A 16,786-nucleotide genomic window follows, 5' to 3' on the forward strand; every position below is an offset into this window, starting at 1 on the left:
TGTATGGAAATACTGATCGCCATTGTAATTGCGGTGCTCACTGGCACGGGGTTGTATTTAATGCTCCGGTCGCGCACCTTCCCTGTGGTTATGGGCTTAACGTTGTTAACCTATGCGGTGAATTTGTTTTTATTTGCTATGGGGCGCATTCAATATAATGCGCCGCCGGTGATTAACATGTCAGACACGTACTCTGACCCTCTACCTCAAGCCTTGGTACTAACGGCCATTGTAATTGGCTTTGCTATGACAGCGTTTGTAGTGGTGTTGGCGCTCCGCGCGCGGGCCGACCTTGGTAACGACCATGTGGACGGCAAAGATTCCGTTGAAGATGTGAAGGAGGCCAATCGGTGAGTCATTTAGCGATAGCCCCTATTTTATTACCGGGATTTACAGCCATTGTGCTTATTTTTCTGGCGCGCAGTAGTTTAAAAATTACCCGTGGTGTCAGTCTTATTTCTGCTGTGGCATTGCTCAATATTGTAATTTCTCTACTGCAGCAGAGCGCGACGGGCTCTATAGAAGTGTACAGCCTTGGGAACTGGGACGTTCCGTTTGGTATTATTTTAGTAGTGGACACCTTGAGCAGCTTTATGCTGCTGGTGAATGCCGTGTTGGTGATCGGAGCCATTCTGTTCACCTTCCACTGGAACGACGAGCGTGCGGATAACTTACAAGCCCTTATTCACTTTCTGGTTATGGGCGTGAACGGTGCCTTTCTAACCGGCGATATTTTTAACCTTTTCGTGTTCTTTGAGGTCATGCTCATCGCGTCTTACGCGCTAATGCTGCACGGCGGCGGCAAAGAGAGAGCGAAGGCGGGGCTGCATTATGTGCTTATTAATCTGGTGGGTTCGAGCCTGTTTATTCTCGGTGTAGGCATGCTTTATGGTGTGGTTGGCTCTTTGAATATGGCCGATCTCACACAGAAAATAGCCCAGGTTCCGGCAGAAGACATGCCGTTGGTCACGGCTTCAGCCTTAATTCTGCTGCTAGTGTTCGGTATAAAAGCCGCTATCTTACCGCTCTATTTTTGGTTGCCGAAGGCTTATGGGTCGGCAAGTGCGCCGGTGGCTGCGCTGTTCGCCATTATGACCAAAGTGGGCATTTACTCGATTGTTCGCGTACACGGTATGATTTTTTGGCAAGGCGAAACCATGGCAACCCTACAACAATGGATTTGGCCGTTAGCCATTGCCACTATGGTGCTCGGTGCAATTGGTGTAATTGGCGCGCGCCGTTTACGCATGCAGCTTGCCTACACTGTTGTGGTTTCTGTGGGAACCATGCTCGGTGCCTTTGCCATTCATAGCGCTGAGTCTATGCAGGCATTGTTCTACTACTTGGCCCATTCTACTTGGATAACCGGCGCTCTGTTCCTGCTGGCCGACGTTATTGCAAAGCAACGTGGGGGCATGCACGACAGTATTGTGCGTGGGCCGCAACTGAAACAATACCGTTCCATTGGGGTATTTTTCTTTTTAGGCGCTATCGCTTTAATTGGTATGCCGCCGTTAAGCGGATTTTTTGGCAAGGTACTGTTGCTCAATGCGGCTTCCGGCGTGCCCGGCCAAGCAGCCTATTGGGCGGCGATTTTAGTGGTCAGCCTTATTACACTCATTGCATTGGGTCGTGCCGGCAGTACATTTTTCTGGCGGGTCAACGAACCCAAAGGTTCTGCGGTTGCAGTGCCGAAAAGCGCTTGGCTTGGCATTGGGTTTCTCTTTTTAATGACTTTTTTAATGGTTATTTTCGCGGAGCAAAGTTTGGTATTTTTCGCTCATTTAGGCGAACAGGTGGCAAACCCTGCCGCTTATATAGACGCTGTGTTTAGTTTTGAGGCGGTGAACCATGAAAACTAGAAAACGTTTGATTCCGCACCCAGTATTAAGTTTGCTCATGCTCTTGGCGTGGCTGTTGCTCAATAGCTTTTCTATGGGCCATTTGGTGCTGGGCTCGCTTTTGGCGTTAGCCATACCTTATCTTATTCAAGATTTCTGGCCGAATGCGGTGAAAGTACACAAGCCTTTGCAATTGGTGTGGTACATCTTAAAAGTGCTCGGCGACATTATGATTGCCAACTTCATTGTGGCAAAACAAATTCTTGGGCCGAGTAGCCGTTTAAATGCGGTGTTTTTTGAAATTCCTCTGGAAGTAAAAAACGACTTCACCATATCTGTGTTGGCTGGAACGATATCGTTAACGCCGGGTACGGTTTCCGCAGACTTGAGTAAAGATCGCAAGCGCCTGATTGTGCATGGTTTGAATGTAACGGACATTGAAGGCGAAATTGCCAAAATTAAGCAGCGTTATGAAGCCCCGTTGAAGGAGATTTTCGAATGTTGTCCAACGTAATTGTTATTTGTATCGCCGCGCTTAGTCTCGCGTTATTTTTGAATTTATACAGGCTCATTAAAGGGCCAACCCTTCCTGACCGTATTTTGGCGCTCGACACTATGTATATCAACACTATAGCGCTTATTGTACTGCTCGGAATTTTACAACAGTCGTTAATATTTTTCGAAGCGGCAATGTTAATCGCCATGATGGGATTTGTGGGAACCGTAGCATTGTCTAAATATTTGCTGCGTGGCGATATAATTGAATAGGAGCCATTATGCCGTTTTGGATTGAAGTTATTGTTTCTCTGTTCTTGTTGCTCGGTGCGTTTTTTGCCTTAGTGGGCTCTATTGGTTTGGCAAAGCTACCCGACTTTTTCCGCCGTTTGCATGGTCCCACCAAAGCCACTACCTTAGGTGTGGGCGGCATGATTCTCGGCTCTATGCTGTACTTCACCTTTTTAAATAATGAGCTCCAATTTCAGGAGCTACTGATTACCTTATTTTTATTTATTACCGCTCCAGCAAGCGCGCACATTGTGGCAAAGGCTGCACTACACTTGAAAATACAACACAAAGCCAAGCACACCGAAACCCAAGATGATGCAAACGCAGGCAAAAAGAAAGCGAAAGCAAAAGCGATAGAAAAGCCGGAAAGTAACGCAGAGTCGGCAGAATAATTACCTAACCTCGTTCGATAGAGACAATAGAAATGACAGAACAAACTGAACGCGTTGCTGCAGGCTTGCAGCAGCGCTTCTTGCGGTTAAGAGCGAACAAAGCATTTGAAACTTTGGTTATTGCCATTATTGTGCTCTCGGCACTTATGGTTGGTGCTAAAACGTACGAAGAAACCAGTCGCTTTGATCAAGCACTCAACCTCCTCGATTGGGCCGTTACCCTGTTCTTCGTAGTAGAAATCGTTATTCGTATGCTTGCCGAACGGCGTTTTCGTGACTTTTTTAAGTCGGGTTGGAATATATTCGATTTTGTTATTGTGGTTGCAAGCTTAGTGCCTGTCGACCAAAGCCAAACGGTATTGTTGGCGCGCTTGCTCCGTGTGTTCCGAGTACTCCGTTTGGTAAGTATGGTGCCGGAGCTGCGCATGCTGATGAACGCCTTCTTAAAGGCGTTGCCGCGTATGGCTTACGTAGCCTTGTTCATGTTCATTATTTTTTATATCTACGGTGCCGTTGGTAGCTTCATCTTCCAAGACATTAATCCCTTCTACTGGGACAATATTTCCATTGCTATGCTAACGCTGTTTCGTATTGCCACCTTTGAAAGCTGGACTTCAATTATGTACGAAACCATGGCCGTTTATCCGCTGTCTTGGATTTACTATGTAAGCTTTATCTTTATAAGTAGCTTTATTTTCTTAAACATGATGATAGGTATTGTGTTGGAAGTAATGCAAAAAGAAAGCTCCGCATACGACGCAGAACACGATCAAGGCGAAGCGGGTGATCTAAAGTACATTCGTGAACATATGCAAAACCTAGAGCAAGAAATGCGGGAAACCCGCGCACTACTGGAGCAACAACGCAAGGTATAGCCCGAACTGGAATGCTGAACACACTCCTGTTTGCTTGCGCTCTTATAAAGGGGCCGCGCCCACTTTAGTTAGCAAGGGAAATGATATGCAAAAGCGTTTTAGTGTCTTAACTGTGGTGTTTTTAAGCCTACTCATGAGCCTTTGGAGTAGCGATATATCGGCCAATGACGCGCCAGTGACCATTATTGAGTCGGTTAACGTGGTTGACATGCGCACCGGCGAGGTGCGCCCGAATATGAGCGTAGTGGTAGAGGGTACGCGTATTGTCGAGGTTGCTGCAGATAATTTAAGTAATGCTAAGAGCAGTAATACCGCTGCGGAATCTAGTAGCGGCACGCGGATTATCAACGGGCGTGGCAAGTACATTATGCCTGGGCTTGGCGAAATGCATGGCCATATTCCGCCACTCACTCCGTTTCAGGGTATGCCGGAACGCTACATGAACGATGTGCTGTTTCTCTACCTTGCAGGCGGCGTGACCACGGTACGCGGGATGCTGGGTTATCCACATCAACTGACTGTAGCGCAGCAGGTAGCTAACGGTGAACGCGATGGCCCAACCCTGTACTTGGCAGGGCCAAGCTTTAGTGGCAATACCGTGAGTAATTTACGCCAAGCGCGAATGCGCGTTGCCGAGCAAGCACAAGCCGGTTGGGCGCTGTTAAAAGTACACCCCGGCCTTTCATTAAACCAGTACGTAACCATGGCCAATGAAGCGAAGGCGCACGGCATTTCCTTTGCTGGGCATGTGCCGGAACAGGTTGGTATTCACCACGCTATTATTCAGGGCAGCCGCACTATTGACCACCTCGACGGCTACATGGCCGCGACAGGCGGTATGACCGAGCCTGTGCCAGAAGGCGAGCTTCGGGAGTTAGCCCGCTTTACCCGTGCACATGGGGTGGGTGTGGTACCCACCCAAGCACTTTGGGCCACTATTATTGGCGCTGGAGACCCCGCTGTTTTATTAGCTTACGACGAGCTCAAGTATGTGCCGAAGCCGATTCGAGAGGGCTGGATACGGTACGCACAAAACCCCAACTCAAGTTATGCAACAGTGGCTACAGCGCAAATTCACGCCGAGAACCGGCGACGCTTGCTGCGTATTTTGCACGAAGAAGGCGTTGAAATCTTGCTGGGCACCGACGCGCCACAGCTCTTTAGCGTGCCGGGCTTTTCCATTCGCCGAGAAATTGCCTTTATGCAACAAGCCGGAATGAGTAACTTAGCCATTTTACAAAGCGGCACCATTGCGGTGGGGAGATACTTTGCGGCAGAAGACTCGTTTGGTTTGATTGAGCCCGGCGCGCGCGCCGATCTATTACTCCTCGAGCAAAACCCACTTGAGCAGATCGACACTCTTTATAATCCGGCTGCTGTTATGGCAAATGGCCACTGGTATAGCCGTGAGATTATTCAGCAGCGCCTAGCGGATATAGCCGCTGCCTATAACTGAGGTATAGCCTTAACAGGTTACCGAATGTAGCTTCGGCTTATATGTTTAAAGCGTTCACTGGCGCTGTCGTGCAGCCATTCGAAGGCTACCATTTCGTTGTTTACAATAACGGCGCCTGCCTGTTGCATACGCGCAAGGGCAAGCGCTTTACTGCTGACTTGTCGCGACCCTACTGCTTCTTCAACGACAAAAACCTGATACCCAGCTAGCAGCAAATCGAGCACGGTTTGCAATACGCATACATGGCTTTCGGCGCCGGTAACGACTATTTGTGCTCGCCCAAGTTTCGCAATGGTGTTACGAATGTGCGTTTCCTGCCAAGCACTAAAATGGCTCTTGGTTAGAGTGTTGGTGGGTGTTTGCCAATCTGCTAATTCGGCGACCGTATGGCCTAAACCTTTTGGATATTGCTCGGTAAAGAAAATGGGTATGGCGAGTTCCGTGGCAACCTTGAGCAGCCACTGGTTCGCCGTAATAATGGTGTCTGCTTGTACAATAGCGGGCGCCAATTTCCCTTGTATATCGATCACCAATATCATGCTGTTTTGTTCTGAAATAAGAGCCATTTTGCGGCGTTCCTCTTGTTCGTTCAGGCAAAACCATAGCATGAAACTTTGGCATTTGCGGACAAAAAAACCGGCCGCGAGGGCCGGTTTCAAATACAGTATTTTATGCTAAGCGTGCCATGTTAATCCATGTCCTTGGCGTGGGCGCCAAGCTCAATGGTGCGAATAGTGTTTTCGCTAATGTCTTCTTCATGCCACCAAATAGGCGCTAAGCGTGGCTCTTGCGAATAGTACTCGGTTTGGTCCAAATAATGCGGTGAAAACACATCTGAACTTTGCGAGTAGGTTAACAAGCCACGACCCTCAGGACCGTTTTCGGTAAAGCGCATGACAAACATCCAGCTTGAACCACTGGTAATGTGGTAGCCCTGGTTCGTCAGTTGCGAACCTGGCAGCGAGGCATAGCGGTGGCGAGGTAACAAGGTACCGTCGTCCGCGCCTTGTGAGCGGAATACGTTAAAGCCACCTTCAACGTTATTCGCTCCAGCCCATGGTAAGCGGTTACCACTTGGTGTTCCGTCAGGATTACTGCGCTCCACAAACTGCACATCGCCAAGCGGCGCATCGAGTGCAAAGCCAGCACCTTGAAGCCGCTGAATGGCCTGCGCTAACTGCACCAAAACGGTTTCATTGGCGTCTAAGGTGTTTGGTGTAGTGGTGGGGTTGTTGCGATCAAATGGAACAACCCACTGCGGATTGCGCGAGAAGCCTTCGGCAAATTCACGGAATAATGCCGCACCTACACTGGCTTTGTTCATCCGCGCATCCCACATGCTTAGTGCGGTACAACCGGCAGAAACATCCACTGCGCCACTTGCCGTATTCACCGGTGTAGTGCCACGAGCCGCACAATGGGCTACAAGGTCGTCAAGCACGGCTTCCGCTAAATAGGCGCGGTTACTGAGCAAGGCTTCTTCAAGCATATCGAGGGTTACATCACTGAGTTCAGTCAGCTTCTTTTGCCCCATGCGTGAGCGCAGCGTTTGCTCGTTGTTGAAACGGCCGTATAGCAAATAATCTGGCGCTTCTTCACCCACATTACCCGGAACGGTACCGGTAAAGTTGGACGTCACTAAGGGCTCTGCTGGGTTCGTTAACCAATAGCTATTGTTCGAGTTCTGCACAAAGTCGCTGCGCATTAAACGCGGCGCTCTTTCTGCTGGAACGGTTCCCCGCGACTTAAACATTTCGCTATTGCCGGGCACCAGGGTGAATGGCGCTTGAATACGAACCGCTGTAAGCGTAGGGTCGGTACGCAGCACCGCTAAGGCTTCTGGGCTAAGGTCAGGTACGCTCGATCCGTCCATAAAGAAGGTGTCGCCTTTAGAGTCACTGGCCATAATATTATTGAAAATAATACCGGTGTGGCGGCTCATAATGTCGCTTACTTCTTCCACATCACGGGCAAGGTTTAACGCAAGCCAGTGATCAACAATGTCAAAGTTTGGCAGGTTGGCGTCGTGTAATGCAAACGCAGACACTGTACCTTGGAAGTCCATCCCCCATTGGAACTGCCCCGGAATACTTAAAATGGGGCCGAATTCACTGGTGTAGAAGGTACGCTCAAGCTGAATGCTCGAGCCTGGGCCCGTTGCTACGGTAATGGTGTGCGTTTCTTCTTCCATTTGCCGTGGTTCACCGTCAACCAAATAGGTTTTACCCGTCGGGTCGCTGGTATCCAGTTCCAGTTGATAAACAATAAAGCGTTCGGCAGTTGAGAATGTGTGGGTCCACGCAACATGCTCATTAAAGCCGATGTTTACAGGACCTGGCATGCCCGAAAGCGAGCCGCCAACAACTTTCATTTCACCTGGAATTTCAACGCCGAAGCGCCAAAAACGTTGGTTACCAACGTGCGGGAAGTGGGGGTTGGCTAACAACATGCCCTGGCCATTTTCGGTCATATCTTTGCCTAATGCCCAGCCGTTCGAACCTAACTCTTCAGGGTTCGGTTCGGGTGGAACCACTTGGGCAAGATCAATACCCATGTTAAACGAGGTAGCCCCCGGCATTACCGGCGTAGGGTTAAAGCTTTCTCCGGGCGGCACAGCAATAAACAAAGGTTGTAAAAAGTTTGCGGCACCAGGCAATAAAGCAACACCTAACGCGTAGGTGAGCATATCTACCCCTTCAATGGGCCGAACATGCGGCATGCCTGCACATGGCAGAGCGATATTATCTACACCCACTTCTTCTAAGTAGGCGTTATAACCAGCGGCATATCCTTGCATCATGGCGCGCGAATTTTCGCTCATATTGTCGATGTTAGCTTCAGCCAGTTCGCGTAAACCTAGAGCTTTGTAGGTAAAGTCGTTGATAACGTTACCTGTGTCACCGGAACCCGGCACCGCGTCTGGGCCAAAAAACATAGAGCGTTGGCCGTTAAAGCGAACAATTTGGTCCGCTAAAACACAAATGTTGTCTTCAGCAAAAGCGTAGGCCGTGCCGTAGGCAATACCTTCGAGGCTGTCTGATTGAATATAAGGTACACCAAATTCCGTGCGACGAATGGTGGCGCCCACTTCACCTGGGGCAAAGGTGGTAACGGTCACCGGCTCACGCGGCGGCGGTGGCGGAGGGGTGGTGTTACCGCCGCCGTTATTGGAGTCGGGCGACGAGCTTGAACTATTGCAACCGGCGAGCACAAGCGCACACGCCGAGGCGAGTAAGCTGAGGCGTAATGGAGTTAACTTCGGCATAAAATGACCTTTGTTGTTGTAAAAGTTATAATTTTGTAACGCTTCCAAGTATTGGCAATAAAAAGCTTCTGGTCAAACCTGTTTTTGGCGAATGCGACTGGCGGCGGCTTATAAGCGATGACGGAAGCCAATGTCGAGTACCACGGTTCGTTGCCATCGGCCTTCAAGTTGTTGTTTTAATTCTAGCATTTGTGCTTCGGTGAGTGGCTTGCGGCCGACACTATCGGCCGTGATAAACAGCGTACGCTGCTGCACTTGCACTTGAATATTGCTGAACACTACGGGCTCGTTGGCCAGTACGAATTGGCGCTGTGAGGTGTCGCGTTCAATTTTGTAGTTTTCGTAAATTGAAGCAAAAGCCAACGCCAGCGGAATAGCCACGACTGCCACTAATGCTCCGGTTACCGCTAAACCTTTGCCCGCGCGTTTTACCGGCGCATAGCCCAAGGCTAAGAAGGTAAGTGCAGCGGCGCCGGCAATTCCTACCAGGTTAGTAAGCAGTAACAAACCTGCACCCGTCACCATAGTAAAGCTTCCCCAGCCAATACCAATACCAGCCACACAAAGCGGCGGTACCAAGGCAACTGAGATTGCCACGCCCGGTAAGCTGCGCATTACGCTCGCGCGTGCGTAGGCATAGCCGCCCGCCACGCCACAAGCAATGGCTACGCCAAGATCAAGCAGTGTGGGTTGAAGCCTGCCGGCAATTTCCGGAGTAATTTCTTTCATGGGAACAATCAGAGCGAGAATCGATGAGGTAAGCAAACTTAGCCCAATACCAATGCCAATGGTTCGCGCGCTTTGTAAGGTAATGCTGCGTTCACTGCGTAAAAGCCCCATGGCAATGGCAATAATGGGTGCCATCAGTGGTGCGAGTACCATAGCGCCAATAATCACGGCGGCGCTGTTCAAAAAGAGACCCAGGGTGGCCACAATTGAGCTGAGTACCATCAGGGCGAGATAGTGCGGGTGTGCGGTCGCACTGTCACGAATTTGCAGAAAAAGTTCTCTGAAATCATCTTCAAGCGCATGGGTGAACAGTGGCAACTGCTTGGCAATGTAGGCAATGCGTTCTGCACTTTGCGGGAGGTTTTCAATGCGCATGGTGTCTTTATTGTCGTCTTTTGCTTCGTGCCTTTCGTGATAAGCGTCGCTCATATTCACTCGAACCGCACGCGGGTAGAGCTCAAGCTCAATAGTTTCGGCTTTGCGTGGTCTGCCGTCGATATAAAATTTCAATGGCACACGTGAAGTAAGGGTAAGGCGTTTGGTTTTAATGTAACTAATCGACGCGGGAAGGCGACTTTGCCCGTCTTTACGGCGCAATGTGGTGAGCAAAAAGGCTAGGTATTGCAAAATAGATTTAGGTGAAATAACAACCACAGAAACCCGGCTGTCTTGTACCGAAATAGAGGTGTCGAGTAGGCGTGCTGCTGCGCAATTCACGTCGTTCTCAATAGCCACCAAGCCTGCAATAGCGGTTTTTAGTTCCTTCTTTTCGGTGGTTAAGGTAACCGGCAACACCTTTATTGAAACTAAACTTCGAATGCTATGCCACAGTAGGCTGAACCAATACAGCAAAAAATGCCATGTGTTCTGATCACGCTTTATATAAGCAGAGGAACGCTGATTAAGAAACGGCGTTGCGCCAACAGTAAGCATACCGAGCACCACCTCATTGTTGCAGCGCAACACATCAATGGCTTCAGGGTCGTCTTCAAGCGCTAAGCGTATTGCGGCCTCTGTGTCTTTCGGTAGCCTAAACCACGAGGTGAGTGGGCCGCCCAAAGTAATAGGAATTAAGCCCAATGAGAAGTTGAGAGTTTTGGCGAGGTCAATGTATTTTGTTGCGCTTTGGTCGGTTACCATCACCACAATATGCTCGGCCTGGTCGCAGTAATGGCCAGGGCGTTCAAGAAACTCCGCTTCTTCAATGTCGATTAACTCAATATTATGCGTTATTGCGAAGCTATGAACACGCTCGAGCAGGGCGAATTGGTCCTGCGGATAAATGACCAACGCTTTTTCAACAAAACTCATGGGCATTCCTTAACCTTTGGCAACAGCGGCTTAACGTTGAGCAGCATATAGCGCTTTAGAAATCACGACAAGCGTACAAATAAACGTTACTCTATATGGGTTTATTTTTATTTTGAGTAGAGGCGTTCATGTTGAGTTACCAACACGGCTATCACGCTGGAAATGCTGCCGATATACACAAACACATTACTCTTATTTTAACGACGCAGTATATGTTAAAAAAGCCAGCCCCGATTCATTTCTTCGACACTCATGCGGGGAAAGGGCTCTACGACTTAAGCCATGAGCAAGCATTAAAAAAGCAAGAGTTTAAAGAGGGTTTAGCGCGTGCTCTAGCACATCGAGCCTGCCTCACGAGCGACGCTTGGCAGCATTTCTTTCACGTGCTTGAGGTGTGTCCGCCAAACCATTACCCAGGCTCGCCCCTTTGGGTGTCGAGTTTAAAACGTAAGACCGATCGCCATACGGTATTTGAATTGCATCCCGGCGAACATTCGGTGCTCGCGTCGCAAGGAGGGCTCGAGGCGCAGCAACCTTTCGCAGATTTAGGGCGAGTCGTCTACGGCGACGGCTTAGCCGGCTTAGTGCGTGCACTGCCGCCGAAAACACCGCGGTTGTTCGTGTTAATTGACCCCGCTTATGAGCGGCTCGAAGAATATGATGACGTGGCAGACACTGTGGTTGCCGCGCTTGCAAAATGTCGTCATGCCGTAATATTGATATGGTATCCGTTATTAACGGCGGCAAAACATACGGAACTACTGAAACGCATGGCGTTACTCGAACAGCCTGTATTGCAAAGTGAATGGCAATACAAAGAGAAACCCGAAGGCTGGGGAATGTACGGCTCGGGTATGCTGATTATTAATCCACCTTGGGTGCTTGAAGAACAGCTACAAGAGAGCTTTGCGCCTTTTGCCGAACAGTTGCGAAATGTCGACAACGCAGCGATTGGGCATACGCTTAAGCGCCTGTAGTTAAACATTAGAATTTATTAAAAGGACCAGTTGATATGGCACGTTTTAAATGGGTGTTCACGGCATTATGCGCCGGGCTGATCGTAACCGCGTGCGGTCGTTCGCCGGAACCTGCTGTGGTTGAAGTTCGGCTAATGGAAACCACAGACTTACATGCCTATTTATTGGGTTACGACTATTTTAATCAGCAATCCACCGCTGAATATGGCCTTGCACATACCGCAGTATTAATTGAACAAGCCCGAAGTGAAAATCCAAACAATTTGCTATTCGACAATGGCGATTTAATACAAGGCAGCGCTATGGGGGATTGGGCGGCAACTGAAGGGCTTGGCTTATTTGAAACTCAATTACACCCCGCTATTACCGCACTCAACTATTTACAATACGACGCGGCAAACTTAGGCAATCATGAGTTTAACTTTGGCCTCGATTTCTTAGAACACACCCTTGCGGGAGCAAACTTCCCGTTTGTCAGTGCGAACGCCTATTATGCTGACCAACCTGAGCAAGCGGGTATGCAAACTGAAGGGTGGCACAACCCTATTGTTCCTCCATACGTTATTTTGGAGCGAGAAATGCTCGACCAAGAGGGGCAACGGCACCTTATTAAGGTTGGGGTAATTGGTTTCTTACCCCCACAAATTATGGTCTGGGACGCGTCGCATTTAGCGGGTAAGGTGTATGTGCGCGACATGGTGGCAGCGGCGCAGTATTACGTACCCAAAATGCGCGAAGCGGGAGCGGATATTGTGGTTGCTATACCGCATTCGGGCATGAGTCGTTACGATCGGTATAGTGAATTTAGCGAACAGGCCACGCGCAGTATCGCAACCGTACCGGGCATTGACGCCATTATGTTTGGTCACCAGCACCGTATTTTCCCCGGCGATGAAAGTTACAATAATCTACCGCACGTGGATAACCAACGCGGCTTAGTGCATGGGGTTCCAGCGGTGCAGCCCGGTTACTGGGGCAACCGGCTCGGTATTATTGATTTGGAACTTGAGCAACACCCAACGGGGTGGCACGTACGTAACAGCCGAGTGGAACTTCGTGAAGTGACAGAACAGGCGGATTCTGCATTAGAACAATTGCTTGCAGACCAACAGGCGGCAACCTTAGCCATGCTAAACGAGCCGCTCGCAAACCTTACCAATCCAATCAATAGCTTTTTTGCTCGGGTTGTACCCGACCGTTCAACCGCTTTTATTAACAACGCACAAACTTGGTATGGGCAGCAATTGCAGGCACAGGAACTAATACCAAGCTCGCTGCCGCTGTTGTCGGCTGCGGCACCATTCCGGCAAGGATTTCAAAACGCTAGCGATTACACGCACATACAAGCAGGTGAAATAACACTGGGTGATTTAGCGTCGCTTTATGTGTACCCCAATACCTTACAGGTGATGAAAATTGACGGATCTACGTTACGCGCGTGGCTAGAAATGTCGGCGCTCGCGTTTTTAACCATTGACCCAGAGCAAAATGCTCCGCAGCCAATTATGAGCAATTATCCGTCGTTTAATTTTGACGTTATTTCCGGCGTTCAATATCGAATCGATCCGACTCAGCCACCTCGTTATAACAGCGCAGGCGAATTGTTGAATGACGATGCACAGCGTATTACGCATTTGAGTTACAACGGCGAACCGGTTTTAGACAGCCAAGAGTTTCTAATAATGGTGAATAATTATCGCGCTGGTGGCGGCGGTAATTTTCCGGGCGTTGAGCAAGCGAAGGTGGTTTACCAAAGTGGTGAAGAAGTGCGCCAAGTTATTGCGCAGTATGCCCGCGCGCGGGTACAAGAGTCTGGCGCGCTTGCCGTGTCAAATGTAGCCGACTGGTCGCTCGAACTGCCGCCGAATGTGCGCTTGCAGTTAAAGTCAGCCGACTCCGACGCAGCGGAAACTGAGGCGGAACTGTTTTTGCAGTTACAAGCGAGTGACGAAGTGGTAAATGGGTACCGCACGTATTTTTACCAAGCACTATGACAGTTGCTCTAATGGGTGAAGATCTCTATGCTGTAGAAAAACTAAAAAAGGTAACAACTCATGAAAGGTGTGGTTGAACAATTAGCAACTTATGCGTGTTATCATCGCGACCAACGCAACATTATCACGCATTTTGTGGGCATTCCGCTGATCGTTATTGCGCTTTTAACCTTGCTGTCGCGGCCAACCTTGGTTGATGGAACGATTCCCGTAACACCAGCGTTGATCGTGGCTGCATGTGCGGTGCTCTATTATTTTATTCTCGACCGCGCTCTCGGTGTGCTTATGGCCTTGTTGCTGGCGCTCTGCCTGTGGGGTGGTTACGGGCTAGCCAGCCTCAATACGGCCGCATGGTTAACTGCTGGGATAGGAATGTTCGTAGTGGGTTGGGTTTTTCAATTTATTGGCCATGCGTTCGAAGGGCGTAAACCGGCTTTTGTGGACGACCTTATTGGGCTTGCGATTGGACCATTATTTGTGGTTGCGGAAGCGCTTTTTTTAATGGGTTTGCGCAAGCCTTTGTACCAGCAAGTGGAGACCCGTGTGGCGGAAATGTTACCGAAAATGCCCCCCGCCAAAGCAAAAGCCTAAGTGACGGCAAGAACTTGTTGTTTTTAATTTTTTTGCAGGATCTACTGTTGATCTTGGCAAGATCAGTCTAAAATGAAAGCAGTTTGTTAATTGGTCGCTTTGAGCGGAGCGAAGCGCAACAGCGCAAATAAGAATATTTAGTCGCAAAAGTAAGTTAAAACATTGGCAAATACCGTGTTAATTGTTATCTTTAACAAGTTAAATTAGCGTTAAGGTGGTGCATTAACTCTCGGTTTAAGTTAAAACAGCACATACACTAATTTTGATCCTGGCCCGGATTTGAAGAATTACTGAAATAAAAGGAATATCGATATGATGAAATCTGCCCGTTTTACGCTGCCTGCGCTGCTGGCAGGTGTCATGGCAGTCAGTCCACAAGCGCTCGCCCAATCCACGATGGAAAATGAAGAACTTTCGGTTGGTTTGCGTTTAGGCGCGTACAAGCTAGATGGCGATCGTTTAGAGCCGCCATTTCCTGGCTTTAACGTAGATGACGGCTTCACACTCGCTCCCGGCATTGAACTTCGCGTTCCACTTACGCCTACTTGGAGCATGCGCAGCTTCCTCGATTTTGTGAGCGCTGACATTGAAGGCACAACCGGTAGTGCCTCTGGTTACGCTATTGGTGTTGATGCGCTCTACAACTTTAGCAACGGTGTTTATGCGGGTCCGGGTTTCGGTGGCACAAACATTGGTGAAAACGCCGGCCGCGCACTTCGGGGTGTTGTGGGTTATCGTAAAGCATTGCGCGACAACTTGTCGTGGAGCGTAGAGTACGCACTGAATGCTGGTATTGGTGGCGACTCTTACACAGACCATGCGGTAATGGCTGGTTTGCACATGAGTTTCGGTGATGGCGGCTCTGCGCTTGCGCAAATCCGTAGTTCAGCCGAGGAAGAAGCGCGTCGCGAAGCAATCGCATCACGCCGCGACACACAAGTTGACTCAACGACGGACGCGGGTGAAGTAGACACCGGCCGTAGCGACAGCACTCGTGCTTATCGTTCAGACGAAGAGTTGGCACCACAAATTCGCGCGGCTATGGTATCTGTAGACCGTACTGCCGACGCTGACGGTGACGGTGTTCCTGATTTCCGCGACCTATGTCCGAACACAGCGCGCGGTCACGCCGTAGACGCTCGCGGTTGTAGTGTATATGAAGAGCAGTCACAGGTTCATCACCTCCGTGTGACCTTTGGCTTCGACTCAGCACGCGTACCAGAGCGCTATTACGACTATATTCGTGAGCTTGCAGTGCTAGTAGGTGTTTACCCAGAGCTTGATATTCTGATCGAAGGCCACACAGATTTAATCGGTCCAGCTGAATACAACCAACGTTTGTCTGAGCGTCGTGCAAAAGCAGTTGCTGACATTCTCGTAAACGAGTTTGGTATTGAGTCGAGCCGTATTACTACAGTGGGTCATGGTATGAACAAGCCTGTTGTAAACCGCATTACGTTAGACGCCAACGCTCGCAACCGTCGTATTGAAGCGACTGTTACAGTAACTGAGCGCGTTCCAGCACGTAACTAATAAATGTGCAGGTAAACAGGTTAAGTATAAAAAGGAGCCCTCGGGCTCCTTTTTTCGTTATGAAGAAAATGCTTTGATAAACAGGAACCTTTTTAAGAAACTAATCTCTGACTTGCAGTAACAAATATAAATAACAATAAAACAACAAAGGGAAATTCAATGTCTAAACTTATGCATGCTGCGTATTGGGCTGTAATAGTGGTGCTAGGGATTATGTTGGGGGTGTCGCGAAATGCAAGCCCATCTACCGATACGGTGTTAACGCCTACGCCGAACTTAGATTTGAACCGCCAATTACTAGCCAGAGACAACATAAATTCAGAGGCTCATTCCGCCGCCGACCTCGCCGCTGTACAGCGCCAAATGGCGAGCTTAGTAGCGGAGAATACGCTGCTCAAAGAGCAACTGGAAACCGCTATAGCGCAACTAAGTGAAGTGCAATACGAAGCAGACGCAGTACTGGCGGGTAGCCGCAACAACAGCAGCGAACCTAGGCAACCCGAGAGCATAGCCGATGTGCTTGCCCGAAATGCACGTAACCTTAATTTAGAAGCTATTGACGTAACGAGCCTCGGGAAGCGCCTTGAAGAAGAGCCCGTCGACTACAATTGGGCGTATGAAATGGACATGAAGTTTAGAGATTTTCTACTTTCTTCAAACGCTTTAAGTAACATTCAGGTGGAAAATATAAATTGTCGCACCGAGGTATGTGAGTTTGAAATGCGCATGATCAATGAAGGTGATGACTTCAATACCATGACCTTTCATCGCGAGTTTTCCCAGCAAGACGCTATCAATCTGCAGGACTACATGTACCTTACCATGCACGAATCGGGTAGCGACGTGGTGCGGCTAATTCTGGAAAAACGAGATACCTCAGATTAGTTGTACGAAATACGCCGTTGTTGCTATGCATTTTCCCGCAAATATGAATATAGTAACCGCTGAATTTTTAAACGGCTCGGTACCTGCCTTCTTGTTTATTCGGAATGTCATTAAGCTGAGCCGCCTGTACTGACTTGATATTACAGAGGTA

Annotated in this window: 15 protein-coding genes; 12 read left to right on the forward strand and 3 right to left on the reverse strand. The window is 49.1% G+C overall.

Going from position 1 to position 16,786, the window contains the following annotated elements:
* Positions 1-3: 3 nt before the first annotated feature.
* The 7 genes from DQW12_RS04900 to DQW12_RS04930 all read left to right on the forward strand — a co-directional run bounded on the left by DQW12_RS04900 (position 4) and on the right by DQW12_RS04930 (position 5,350).
* Positions 4-354 (forward strand): Na+/H+ antiporter subunit C, encoded by a 351-nt coding sequence (locus DQW12_RS04900; RefSeq protein ID WP_113906743.1) that lies wholly within the window; start codon positions 4-6, stop codon positions 352-354.
* A complete protein-coding gene (locus tag DQW12_RS04905; RefSeq protein WP_113906744.1) occupies positions 351-1,862 on the forward strand; it encodes a monovalent cation/H+ antiporter subunit D in 1,512 nt (503 codons plus the stop codon). The genes DQW12_RS04900 and DQW12_RS04905 overlap by 4 nt, the downstream gene beginning before the upstream one ends.
* Positions 1,852-2,355, forward strand: coding sequence for a Na+/H+ antiporter subunit E (locus DQW12_RS04910; protein ID WP_113906745.1), 504 nt, complete (start codon positions 1,852-1,854; stop codon positions 2,353-2,355). The genes DQW12_RS04905 and DQW12_RS04910 overlap by 11 nt, the downstream gene beginning before the upstream one ends.
* The gene (locus DQW12_RS04915; RefSeq protein ID WP_113906746.1) at positions 2,340-2,609 is read left to right on the forward strand and encodes a K+/H+ antiporter subunit F; all 270 of its coding nucleotides are present in this window, start codon (positions 2,340-2,342) and stop codon (positions 2,607-2,609) included. The genes DQW12_RS04910 and DQW12_RS04915 overlap by 16 nt, the downstream gene beginning before the upstream one ends.
* An 8-nt stretch (positions 2,610-2,617) precedes the next feature.
* Positions 2,618-3,019, forward strand: a complete 402-nt coding sequence (locus DQW12_RS04920) for a Na+/H+ antiporter subunit G (RefSeq protein WP_113906747.1) — start codon at positions 2,618-2,620, stop codon at positions 3,017-3,019.
* A 32-nt stretch (positions 3,020-3,051) separates the two neighbouring features.
* On the forward strand, positions 3,052-3,894 hold the full coding sequence (locus tag DQW12_RS04925) for an ion transporter (RefSeq protein WP_113906748.1): 843 nt from the start codon (positions 3,052-3,054) through the stop codon (positions 3,892-3,894).
* 85 nt (positions 3,895-3,979) lie between these two features.
* Positions 3,980-5,350 (forward strand): amidohydrolase family protein, encoded by a 1,371-nt coding sequence (locus DQW12_RS04930; protein ID WP_113906749.1) that lies wholly within the window; start codon positions 3,980-3,982, stop codon positions 5,348-5,350.
* A gap of 17 nt (positions 5,351-5,367) precedes the next feature.
* On the opposite strand, the gene DQW12_RS04935 is transcribed toward DQW12_RS04930, so the two are convergent.
* From DQW12_RS04935 to DQW12_RS04945, 3 genes are all read right to left on the reverse strand, one after another.
* Positions 5,368-5,916 (reverse strand): hydrolase, encoded by a 549-nt coding sequence (locus tag DQW12_RS04935; RefSeq protein ID WP_113906750.1) that lies wholly within the window; start codon positions 5,914-5,916, stop codon positions 5,368-5,370.
* Positions 5,917-6,038: 122 nt separating this feature from the next.
* Positions 6,039-8,615: an acylase gene (locus DQW12_RS04940; RefSeq protein ID WP_113907214.1), complete on the reverse strand. Its 2,577-nt coding sequence runs from the start codon at positions 8,613-8,615 to the stop codon at positions 6,039-6,041.
* A gap of 108 nt (positions 8,616-8,723) precedes the next feature.
* The gene (locus DQW12_RS04945; RefSeq protein WP_157957851.1) at positions 8,724-10,655 is read right to left on the reverse strand and encodes a DUF389 domain-containing protein; all 1,932 of its coding nucleotides are present in this window, start codon (positions 10,653-10,655) and stop codon (positions 8,724-8,726) included.
* Between the two features lie 128 nt (positions 10,656-10,783).
* On the opposite strand from DQW12_RS04945, the gene rlmJ reads away from it, so the two are divergent.
* The 5 genes from rlmJ to DQW12_RS04970 all read left to right on the forward strand — a co-directional run bounded on the left by rlmJ (position 10,784) and on the right by DQW12_RS04970 (position 16,635).
* Positions 10,784-11,632: a 23S rRNA (adenine(2030)-N(6))-methyltransferase RlmJ gene (rlmJ, locus tag DQW12_RS04950; RefSeq protein WP_113906752.1), complete on the forward strand. Its 849-nt coding sequence runs from the start codon at positions 10,784-10,786 to the stop codon at positions 11,630-11,632.
* A gap of 35 nt (positions 11,633-11,667) precedes the next feature.
* Positions 11,668-13,626, forward strand: a complete 1,959-nt coding sequence (locus DQW12_RS04955; protein WP_113906753.1) for a bifunctional 2',3'-cyclic-nucleotide 2'-phosphodiesterase/3'-nucleotidase — start codon at positions 11,668-11,670, stop codon at positions 13,624-13,626.
* 60 nt (positions 13,627-13,686) lie between these two features.
* A complete protein-coding gene (locus tag DQW12_RS04960; RefSeq protein ID WP_113906754.1) occupies positions 13,687-14,217 on the forward strand; it encodes an Mpo1 family 2-hydroxy fatty acid dioxygenase in 531 nt (176 codons plus the stop codon).
* A gap of 312 nt (positions 14,218-14,529) precedes the next feature.
* Entirely contained in the window at positions 14,530-15,750 is a 1,221-nt protein-coding gene (locus DQW12_RS04965; protein ID WP_113906755.1) for an OmpA family protein, read from the forward strand.
* A 159-nt stretch (positions 15,751-15,909) separates the two neighbouring features.
* A complete protein-coding gene (locus DQW12_RS04970; protein ID WP_113906756.1) occupies positions 15,910-16,635 on the forward strand; it encodes a hypothetical protein in 726 nt (241 codons plus the stop codon).
* Positions 16,636-16,786 lie beyond the last annotated feature (151 nt).

The sequence above is a fragment of the Aliidiomarina celeris genome, from assembly GCF_003316875.1.
Taxonomy (GTDB): Bacteria; Pseudomonadota; Gammaproteobacteria; order Enterobacterales; family Alteromonadaceae; genus Aliidiomarina; species Aliidiomarina celeris.

Bases quoted from the DNA above. Each gene is read 5' to 3' on its own strand.
- DQW12_RS04900 (WP_113906743.1), top strand. From the start codon at position 4: ATGGAAATACTGATCGCCATTGTAATTGCGGTGCTCACTGGCACGGGG.
- DQW12_RS04910 (WP_113906745.1), top strand. From the start codon at position 1,852: ATGAAAACTAGAAAACGTTTGATTCCGCACCCAGTATTAAGTTTGCTC.
- DQW12_RS04915 (WP_113906746.1), top strand. From the start codon at position 2,340: ATGTTGTCCAACGTAATTGTTATTTGTATCGCCGCGCTTAGTCTCGCG.
- DQW12_RS04920 (WP_113906747.1), top strand. From the start codon at position 2,618: ATGCCGTTTTGGATTGAAGTTATTGTTTCTCTGTTCTTGTTGCTCGGT.
- DQW12_RS04925 (WP_113906748.1), top strand. From the start codon at position 3,052: ATGACAGAACAAACTGAACGCGTTGCTGCAGGCTTGCAGCAGCGCTTC.
- DQW12_RS04930 (WP_113906749.1), top strand. From the start codon at position 3,980: ATGCAAAAGCGTTTTAGTGTCTTAACTGTGGTGTTTTTAAGCCTACTC.
- DQW12_RS04935 (WP_113906750.1), bottom strand. From the start codon at position 5,916: ATGGCTCTTATTTCAGAACAAAACAGCATGATATTGGTGATCGATATA.
- DQW12_RS04940 (WP_113907214.1), bottom strand. From the start codon at position 8,615: ATGCCGAAGTTAACTCCATTACGCCTCAGCTTACTCGCCTCGGCGTGT.
- DQW12_RS04945 (WP_157957851.1), bottom strand. From the start codon at position 10,655: ATGAGTTTTGTTGAAAAAGCGTTGGTCATTTATCCGCAGGACCAATTC.
- rlmJ (WP_113906752.1), top strand. From the start codon at position 10,784: ATGTTGAGTTACCAACACGGCTATCACGCTGGAAATGCTGCCGATATA.
- DQW12_RS04955 (WP_113906753.1), top strand. From the start codon at position 11,668: ATGGCACGTTTTAAATGGGTGTTCACGGCATTATGCGCCGGGCTGATC.
- DQW12_RS04960 (WP_113906754.1), top strand. From the start codon at position 13,687: ATGAAAGGTGTGGTTGAACAATTAGCAACTTATGCGTGTTATCATCGC.
- DQW12_RS04965 (WP_113906755.1), top strand. From the start codon at position 14,530: ATGATGAAATCTGCCCGTTTTACGCTGCCTGCGCTGCTGGCAGGTGTC.
- DQW12_RS04970 (WP_113906756.1), top strand. From the start codon at position 15,910: ATGTCTAAACTTATGCATGCTGCGTATTGGGCTGTAATAGTGGTGCTA.